The sequence below is a fragment of the Pirellulales bacterium genome, from assembly GCA_036490175.1.
GTDB lineage: Bacteria > Planctomycetota > Planctomycetia > Pirellulales > JACPPG01 > JACPPG01.
On record DASXEJ010000162.1, the window covers coordinates 1 to 8,676 of the forward strand.

Consider the following 8,676-nt stretch of genomic DNA (forward strand, 5'->3'; position numbering starts at 1 on the left):
ATGGAAAACGCCTACTATTCGGTCATCAGCCCCGAAGGCTGCGCCGGCATCCTCTGGAAAGACGCCGCCTACGCCAAGCAAGCCGCCCAGGCCCTGAAGCTGACCTCGCGCGACTTGCTCCGCCTGGGGGTGATCGACGACGTCATCGAAGAGCCAATCGGTGGCGCTCATCGCGACCATCATCAGATGGCTGGTCGGCTAAAAATGTATCTGGTTCGGACGCTGCGGGAATTACTGCAAAAGCCGACCGACCAGTTGATCGAGGACCGTTACGAAAAATACCGTCGGATCGGCATTTATCTGGAAGGGGGCGCCGAGGCCCCTGCCGGGGGCAACCCGCAACCGGCCTGAGCCGCCCCTGCCGGCCGATCAAAAAAACCCTTCCGCGGCGCCTCGCCTGGTGCCTGAATTCGGGCGCCGCAGAGGGATCTTTTTTCCTGAATTTCGATCCCGATTTTTTGCGCCGATTTTTTTCGGCGGCGCCCAGCGGGCAGCGCATTTCTTGGCACGCGACGAACGGGCATTCGCGTGCTCAAACTAGGGCTGCGGGATCATGTATCCAAGGTCCCAAAAAGGCGATTCAGGGACGCCACAAGGGAGGTCCGCAGACCGTGCCAGCCGTGCCGAGGCCCGTTTCCGCCTGACCACCCAACGTCCGATAATGTTTCTTATGTTCGGTTGTTGACCCAGGATTTCCCGGGAAAACAGGCATTTTCGAGGTTTCGACGGATGTTTACGGACGCCCCACTCGACTCCAGAACGCATCCGAAACGATGATTGATGCTCGGGGTCGAACCAGAGCGCAGGCGCGCTTTTTCAGACGCAAAAAATCTGCGGTCGCCCCCCTGCCCAGGCGGCGGAATTTCCTACGAAGAAGCGTCGCTCGCCGGCGGCCAGGAAGGCGCCTCGGGAACCGATTCGTTCGTGGGATCCAGCCCCCGGTCGAGCTGCTCGAGATAGCCCCCGATTGCATCGTGAACTTCCTTAGGCAGCAGGGGCTCTCCCTGGTGGATGAACACGGCCATATAGTGCCCCGACCGCGACTCCAAAACGTGGTGCCGGCTCCAGGTCGACCCGGTGACGGCAAAGAACGTGATCAACAGGCACCACAAGACGCCCTTGGCTGCCCCGAACAGGGCGCCTAATTGTCGGTCGAATTCCTTTAATCGGACCCGGTTGATCACGGTTGAAACCAGCCGGAAAACAATCCAGATACCCAGCGAGGTCACCAGGTAGAGAATCAACATCGCCAGCACATGGTTGGTCGATTCTGATTGCCCCAGATGCGGGGCCAGCTGGTCGCTGTAACGCATCGCCACCAGCGAGCTGAGGACGATTGACGCCAGCGACGCCACCTGCCAGGCCATGCCGCGCATGGCGCCCCACAGGGTCGTTCCCGCCAACACGACCAGCATGATGATGTCGTAGGATAGCACGATGAATTCTGAACTCTCTGCCAAAAAAGAAGCGGGGGCAGGGCGGGAGTATAGCGCGCAGCATGCTCTTGCGGCGAGAGCGATCACGGTCCGTCGACCGTCACGTCAGCAGCGCCAACTCCGCCCGGACCCCACGACTTACCCCCGTATTCGCCACGGGTGCCAGCTTCTTAGCGGATCTCTCGACTTGTAATGAATTTTGCTTGCGATGCCTCAGTTGAGCACTGCGAACGCCCCAGCTATCACTGGCTGGCAACTCGAAGCGAAATTCGCGGCCCTGAATCACGAATGCAAGGCCAGCGAAGTCGATCTTTTCCCGTTTCCCGTTCTGAGCTACAGTCCCGCCTCGCCGCAGGCGCTGTCGCGGCGATTTGCCACCGGCTACGCGCTCTAGGAAGGATCCAGGACATGCCCGGCTTCAAGATTCATATCTCGGCCAGCACCGCTTTGGGTTTCGCTTATGGCGGTGCGGCGCTAGTGGTCTACCAACAACCGCTGGAAACGTGCCTGCTAGCTACGGGCCTTTGCTCTGTCTCGGGCATGCTCCCCGACCTGGATAGCGGACCAGGGCGACCGCTGCGTGAGAGCGTGACATTTGCCGCGGCCGTGGTGCCGATGTTGTTGATCGATCGCTTCAAGCATATGGGCATGTCGCACGATGCGATGGTGCTGGCCGGAGGCTTGATCTATTTGAGCATTCGCTTCGGCATGGCTTGGGTGCTGCGCCATTACAGCGTGCACCGCGGTATGTTCCATAGTTTGCCGACGGCGTTAATCTTCGCCGAGCTGGCCTTTCTGCTTTGTTCGTCCGGAGGCTTGCCGCTGCGCTTCTATGAGGCGGGCGCCGTCATGGTGGGTTTCTTGTCCCACTTGATCCTGGACGAGATCTGGAGCGTGGAATGGAAGGGACTTCGACCGCATCTGAAATACACATTCGGTACGGCATTCAAAGCCTGGGGACCATGTTTGTGGTCGAATGCGCTAACCTACCTGCTATTCATTGCCACCACGGTGATCGTGCTCAACGATCCGATCTGGGCCAACCGGCCCGATACAGAAGAAGCCCACGAAGTCGCCAGCTCATTGATTGAGCATTTCAAACGTTAACGACGTTTGGCGTACTTTCTTTCATTCAGCAGTCGTGATGCATCGACCGAGAGCTATCACCTGGAAACGCACTTAGTGCGAATCCGCCATTAGTAATTTGGGAAGGGTAGGCCCCCTGCCCTACCCGTCCAAATATCGGCGCTGTCTGCGACCGACGTGTATTGCCGTGATTGAGCCAAAATTGCGGGCGGCAATCAGGGCTTAGAGTCAACTTCAATGTCCCTCTCCCCTCAGGGAGAGGTCGGATGAGGGGTGAAAGGTCCTGTATAGTTCGACCCTCCCCTAGCCTTCCTGGCAGGGAAGGGAGATTTGAAGCAGCTGATTAGACATTCTCGTTTTCGCCTGCGGCATTCCACCCCAGGCTACTTGCTCTCGACAATCAGCGTCACCGGTCCGTCGTTGGTGAGCGAAACCTCCATGTGCTGACGAAACCGGCCAGTCTCGACGGGAATGCCTAGTGCGCGGACGTGCGCCACGAATTGTTCGTACAGCCGCTCGGCCACCTCGGGCGGTGCCGCGGCGGTGAAGCTGGGACGCCGCCCGTGGCTGCAATCTCCCAATAGCGTGAACTGGCTGACGACCAGCATGCTGCCGGCCACATCGGCCAGAGCGCGGTTCATCTTGCCAGCCTCGTCACTGAAGATCCGCAAACCCACGATCTTGTCGGCCAATGTCTGCACGTCGCGCTCTTCATCGGCGTGGGCGACGCCCAACAGCACGACCAGGCCGGTTTGGATGCTTCCGACAACGGCGCGGTCGATCACAACTTGGGCGGCCAAGACGCGCTGGACACATGCTCGCATGATGTCGATTTCCGGCTCAGAGGGTCGAAAAAGACGAGACGCGTCACGATACGGAATGCCCTAGCGGCGGGCAATCCCCGCTCCTCTGCGCGGGTTGCCGAAGTAGCCGGCCACTGCCATACTCGGCTCTTGCGCTTTTTCTTGGATTCTTTCAGAGGGTTGGAGAGTGGCGTGTCGCAAGCTGTGCTGCTGACGATTTACTGCCTAATGATCGCATCGGCCGCCTTGTTTGGCGGTTGGCTGCCGTTCCTGTTGCGCCTATCGCACACCGGCATGCAGCTGGCCATGAGCTTTGTGGGCGGCACCATGTTGGGGGTGGGGATCCTGCACCTTTTGCCCCACGCCTTCTTGGAACTCCACGAGATCTATCCGTGCGTGTGGTGGATGATGGGCGGATTCCTGACGATGTTCTTCATCGAACGTGTCTTCCATTTTCACCATCACGACGTGCCAGGTGCCGAGGGCGAATCCGATCATGCACACGACCACGGCCATGATCACAGCGGGCATGCACATGGAGCTGCGCACGGCAGCACTCGCCCCACCGGCTGGCAGGCCGCGCTTGTCGGCTTGGCGCTGCACAGCGCGGCCGACGGCATGGCGCTCGCCGCCAGCGTCGCGGCCGAGGCTGACGTCGACGCGGCCGGTTTCGCGCTGCGTGGGCTGGCCGTGTTTCTGGTGATCGTGCTGCACAAGCCGTTCGATTCGCTGACCCTCAGCACACTGATGGCGGTGAAGGGAGAATCGACCCGAGCCCGCCATACTGTGAACGTCCTTTACGCCTGCGCTGTTCCTCTGGGCGTCGTACTTTTCACGTTAGGGATTGGGCACGCGCACTCGCCCGATCGTCAGGTCCTGGGAGCCGCCTTGGCCTTCTCGGCCGGCACGTTCCTGTGCATCTCGACCAGCGACCTGTTGCCGGAATTGCAATTTCACGCCCACGATCGGCTGAAGCTGTCGGCGTCGCTGCTATTGGGGCTGGCCGTGGCGGCCGGCATTGTACTGATCGAATCGTCGACGCACGATCACGGAGCGCATGGCCACGGTGCACATGAAGACCATGCCGCGGAACCGGCAGACGACCACCGTCATTGACGGCGCCCCCCTACCCTTCCGTATCCAGCCCACGCTCGGTGCGGATGCGTTTCACTTCTTGCATCACGTCGTTGATAACGACCTGATGGGCCGTGATGTTGTGGTACTGAGCGAACGAAGCCCAGCCAATAAAACAGAGCCCGATGGCAGCCCCCATGAAGTGCAGGTTGGCCCAAGTCAACCCGGGCGGAGGCGTGCCGCGAAAGGTCCCGGCTGGGTCCCCTGCCCCGCCCAGCGCCACGATGCCGACGGCGATCAACATGTTCACCACGCACAAGGGGAACGTACCGCGTTTAAGCGCGTTGCTGCGCCGCACGAAGGTGGGACTCAACTGATACGTGTCGGCCACTTCCTTGCACCAGCGACTGGTCCCCACGAAGTACGTCACGACGATGCTGTTGACCAGCACCAGGGTGATCGCCGCAGCAACGCCCGACAAGCGATGCACCGTCGCCAACCGCTGACCGGTGGCGTCGTGGCAATCGCGAATGTCAAAACTGCGCAGCGCGTATCCCAAGCAGCCGGTGGCCAGCACGAACAAAACCGCGAACAGCGCCAGAACTCGGAAAATATTATTCAACGCAGCACAACTCCCGCTTCAGGTCTTTGGCTATCAAAAGAGCATTCTAACGCAAATCACGCAGTTGAGAGACCTGGGGCGCTCCGTGGGCTATCTGCTATCCGCGCTTACGCAAGCTGGGGGGCAGCTCCAGGCCGTGCGCTTCGAGCAGCGGTTCGTTTCGCAGTATCTCGTCGGTTGGCCCGTCGGCATGAATTTGCCCCTCGTCGAGTACAATAACGCGGGGACAAATATCGAGGATCATTTCCAGATCGTGGCTGGCAACCAGCTTGGCGCAGTCCAGTTCCCCCAGCAGCCGCATGAACTGGCGGCGGGCGCGCGGATCGAGGTTAGCCGTGGGCTCGTCGAGCGCCAGAAGTTGCGGCTGGCACGCCAATACTCCGGCCAGGCAAACCCGCTTGCGCTCGCCGACGCTCAAATGATGCGGCAGCCGTTCGGCTACGCCCGACAGCCCTACCACGGCCAACGATTGGTCCACACGGCAGCGCACTTCGGCCGCCTCGAGCCCCAGGTTCAAGGGACCAAACGCCACATCTTCTCGCACCGTGGCGCCAAACAATTGGTCGTCGGGGTCCTGAAACATTAGCCCCACGGCACGACGCACCTCGGCCAGATTGGCATGGCTCACTTCGCGACCTGCGATCCGCACCGCGACGGCGTGGCCATGCGCATGATGCCCGGCACCGCCAGGCCGATGGCCATCGCGCAGCCGCTCGGGCAACAGCCCGTTGAGATGCCACAGCAACGTCGATTTGCCGGCGCCGTTGGGCCCAACCAGGCCCACGCATTCGCGCTCTTCAAGCGCGAAGCTGATTTCGGACAGTGCCAACACGCCATCGGGATAGCGATAACTGAGATTTCGAACTTCGACCAGCGGCATGAGGGACGCTATACGCACTCCCTGGTGGCAACGATGTGGCGAAAACGGCAGCCGCCACGGCGCGCTTGACCGCGCAGCGACCTATCGCATTGTTTCACAATCGTGATTCCCATGATGGCAACCGCGCGCTAAGGCAATTCGTCGAGAACCCGTACTTCGCCATCGAAACCGCGGGCCAGCATGGCGGCATGCACCCGATCGGCCCGCTCGCTGCACCGTACCAACAGCATTCCAACCAGGCGCGTGCCGTTGCGAATAGTCACGGGCGAGAGCCGCCGCGGACAATGAAAGGTGCGCGCGTATTGGGCACGCCGCATCCGCTCCAACTCTTCGAGCAAGACGAACATGTATCGGTAGGTTGCCGCCAAAATGGCGACCAGCAATTTCGGCACGCCACATTGGCGCATGGCCTGCAGCAATCGATCAAAGCCGGTCGTATGCAGCAACACCAGGATCACGGTGAACGACAACCATCCCTTCACCAACACGCCAGCCATGATCGGCCAGCCTGCCCGGCCTTGGGTCAGCGGGATCGAAAGTCCCACGAACGCCAAGGGAACTGCGAAAGCGGCCCACCGCACGAGCAAATGTTTTGCCGGGATTTTTGCCGCTCCAACACCCAGCAGCGCGATCAAAGCGGCCGCCAAGTGAATCCAACTCAGCGGCACGCCCGGCATTACTGGCAGCCACCACGGTTGAGCGACGCTGATCACCACCAGCAGCAGCACCGCCACGATCAACTTGGCGCGCGGAGACACACGGTCGAGCGGGCTTTCCGTGCCGTGACCGTGCTCCAGGCTTTTATGTTCGAGTCGATCAGGCAGCATAGTCGGTCGCCAGTAACGTGCCGGGCAAAGGGTGTGTAGCGTAACACCCCCACCCTAAGCTGCCAAACAGCGGCGGGAAAGAGTTGGCCACGATCGTCTGCATGGCTCGACAATGACAATTCTGCCCTGGGCTGATACCTAGGATTCGGTCATGCACGCAACAGCGTGAGCAGGACGACCAGAGCGAACGTCGCAACCAGGGCCATAGCGGCCCAGCCGACGATGGCCAGCACGCGGCCTTCGAGCAGTGTCATCACACACGCTGCCCAGCATCCGCACCAGCTGGCCCCTAAGCCAAGGACGGTCAACAGCAGCCTCCAGCTTTCGGGCGAGGAAAACGTCGTCCGTTGGAATTCGGTATACCGGTAATGCGCGGCGAGGACGCCCAGGATCGCGGCACCCACCGCCAGCCACGGCACGATCCAGAGCCCGCGCAGAATAACCAACGACAGCGGCAGCGCGATCGGTAGAACCACGAACAAACCCAGCAAAACCACACGTGGGTCCGTAACTTGCACATCCCAGGCAAGCCACCGTGCCAAGGCAGAGGCCGTACCCCAAACGCCCAGCAGCAAGAGAAGTCTCGCCCAGGACAACCGGCCGCGCACAGATGATGCTTCATCGTCCATGATCGGTATTCTAATGTGCCTCCTAGCGTGGCACCTCCCCACATCCCAGTCCGCTTCTTGCCATGCACGCTGCTGAGTAGAATCGCATGCATGTCTGTATCGAAACCGCTATTGGCCGTAACGATCGGCGATCCGGCTGGCATTGGCCCCGAAGTGATCGCCGGCGCGTGGACCGATCCGCGCATGCACGACTGGTGTCGACCGCTGGTGGTAGGCCACCCGGAAATCATGCGCCGTGCCTGTCGGCTGGTTGCGGCGGGCGTGAAAGTGGTCGAAGTAGCGTCGCCAGAGGAAGCCTCGCCCGCGGCCGACGTCATGCCCTGCCTGACCGCGTGCCAGGCGGAATCGGTCGATGTGCCCCCCGGCGTGGTCGACGCGCGCGGCGGCCAGGCGGCATACGACGCGCTAGTAACTGCGGCCCGACTCGCGCTGGCAGGACGCATCGAAGCCATCGTCACGGCCCCTCTGAGCAAGGCCGCTCTGTGGGAGGCGGGGCATCATTATCCGGGCCACACTGAACTCTTGGCCGAGCTTTGCGGAGTCGACGACTTCGCCATGATGTTGTACCTGGCTCACGATGAAATCGTGCGCGGACCCGCCGGGTTGGGCGTGGTTCATGTGACGCTGCACATGTCGGTTCGCAACGCCCTGGCGGCGCTTTCGCCGGCAAGCGTATTAGCGAAAATCCATCTGGCCGATGCCACGATGCGCCCGTTTACGATGGCCGCCGTCGGCACACCTCCCAGGATCGGCGTGTGCGCGCTCAATCCCCACGGCGGCGAGGCGGGCCTTTTCGGCGATGAAGAAACAACCGTCATCGCACCGGCCGTGGACACGGCACGCGCCGTAGGAATCAATGCTGGGGGCCCCTACCCTACCGACACCCTGATGGTGCGGGCTCGCGACGGCGAGTTCGATGCCGTCGTCGCCATGTATCACGACCAGGGCCACATCGCGCTAAAACTGCTGGGAATGCACCGCGCCGTGAACGTCACCCTGGGGCTGCCCATCGTCCGCACTAGCGTCGCCCACGGCACCGCCTTCGACATCGCCTGGCAGGGCGTCGCACGCACGTCGAGCATGATCGAAGCAATTCGCGTGGCCTGCCAATTGGCCGCTAGTCGCCAGCGAACAACGTCCAGCACGAAATCGCAAATCAAATCATGAGGCCGCGTCTAGCCCGTTGCCACGGCTGCCGCCTCTCACCAAGTTCATCATTGCGCACTCATCATTACATCATTCCGAACCATCAACCAAGCATCCCTCAATGAACGACGCCACCCAGCCGCGCACCCCCCCCACCCCGGGCCCGGTCACGT

11 protein-coding genes are annotated in these 8,676 nt (G+C 61.4%); 5 read left to right on the plus strand and 6 right to left on the minus strand.

The window, feature by feature from the left end:
* Positions 1-351: acetyl-CoA carboxylase carboxyl transferase subunit alpha (locus VGG64_12485; GenBank protein HEY1600415.1), on the plus strand; the 351-nt coding region annotated here is incomplete at its 5' end.
* Positions 352-866: 515 nt separating this feature from the next.
* Here the strand turns inward: VGG64_12485 and VGG64_12490 are convergent.
* A complete protein-coding gene (locus tag VGG64_12490; protein ID HEY1600416.1) occupies positions 867-1,460 on the minus strand; it encodes a CvpA family protein in 594 nt (197 codons plus the stop codon).
* Positions 1,461-1,653: 193 nt separating this feature from the next.
* On the opposite strand from VGG64_12490, the gene VGG64_12495 reads away from it, so the two are divergent.
* Both VGG64_12495 and VGG64_12500 read left to right on the plus strand, forming a co-directional pair.
* Positions 1,654-1,830 (plus strand): hypothetical protein, encoded by a 177-nt coding sequence (locus VGG64_12495; GenBank protein HEY1600417.1) that lies wholly within the window; start codon positions 1,654-1,656, stop codon positions 1,828-1,830.
* Positions 1,831-1,844: 14 nt separating this feature from the next.
* The gene (locus tag VGG64_12500; GenBank protein HEY1600418.1) at positions 1,845-2,543 is read left to right on the plus strand and encodes a metal-dependent hydrolase; all 699 of its coding nucleotides are present in this window, start codon (positions 1,845-1,847) and stop codon (positions 2,541-2,543) included.
* A gap of 362 nt (positions 2,544-2,905) precedes the next feature.
* On the opposite strand, the gene dtd is transcribed toward VGG64_12500, so the two are convergent.
* A complete protein-coding gene (gene dtd / locus VGG64_12505; GenBank protein ID HEY1600419.1) occupies positions 2,906-3,346 on the minus strand; it encodes a D-aminoacyl-tRNA deacylase in 441 nt (146 codons plus the stop codon).
* 171 nt (positions 3,347-3,517) lie between these two features.
* Between dtd and VGG64_12510 the strand changes: the two genes are divergently transcribed.
* Positions 3,518-4,441, plus strand: a complete 924-nt coding sequence (locus VGG64_12510) for a ZIP family metal transporter (protein ID HEY1600420.1) — start codon at positions 3,518-3,520, stop codon at positions 4,439-4,441.
* 10 nt (positions 4,442-4,451) lie between these two features.
* Here the strand turns inward: VGG64_12510 and VGG64_12515 are convergent, their stop codons facing one another.
* The 4 genes from VGG64_12515 to VGG64_12530 all read right to left on the minus strand — a co-directional run bounded on the left by VGG64_12515 (position 4,452) and on the right by VGG64_12530 (position 7,357).
* Entirely contained in the window at positions 4,452-5,021 is a 570-nt protein-coding gene (locus VGG64_12515; protein ID HEY1600421.1) for a hypothetical protein, read from the minus strand.
* 97 nt (positions 5,022-5,118) lie between these two features.
* Positions 5,119-5,901: an ABC transporter ATP-binding protein gene (locus VGG64_12520; protein HEY1600422.1), complete on the minus strand. Its 783-nt coding sequence runs from the start codon at positions 5,899-5,901 to the stop codon at positions 5,119-5,121.
* A gap of 128 nt (positions 5,902-6,029) precedes the next feature.
* The gene (locus tag VGG64_12525) at positions 6,030-6,728 is read right to left on the minus strand and encodes an energy-coupling factor transporter transmembrane component T (protein ID HEY1600423.1); all 699 of its coding nucleotides are present in this window, start codon (positions 6,726-6,728) and stop codon (positions 6,030-6,032) included.
* Between the two features lie 149 nt (positions 6,729-6,877).
* On the minus strand, positions 6,878-7,357 hold the full coding sequence (locus VGG64_12530) for a hypothetical protein (protein ID HEY1600424.1): 480 nt from the start codon (positions 7,355-7,357) through the stop codon (positions 6,878-6,880).
* Positions 7,358-7,447: 90 nt separating this feature from the next.
* Between VGG64_12530 and pdxA the strand changes: the two genes are divergently transcribed.
* On the plus strand, positions 7,448-8,524 hold the full coding sequence (gene pdxA, locus VGG64_12535; GenBank protein ID HEY1600425.1) for a 4-hydroxythreonine-4-phosphate dehydrogenase PdxA: 1,077 nt from the start codon (positions 7,448-7,450) through the stop codon (positions 8,522-8,524).
* Positions 8,525-8,676 lie beyond the last annotated feature (152 nt).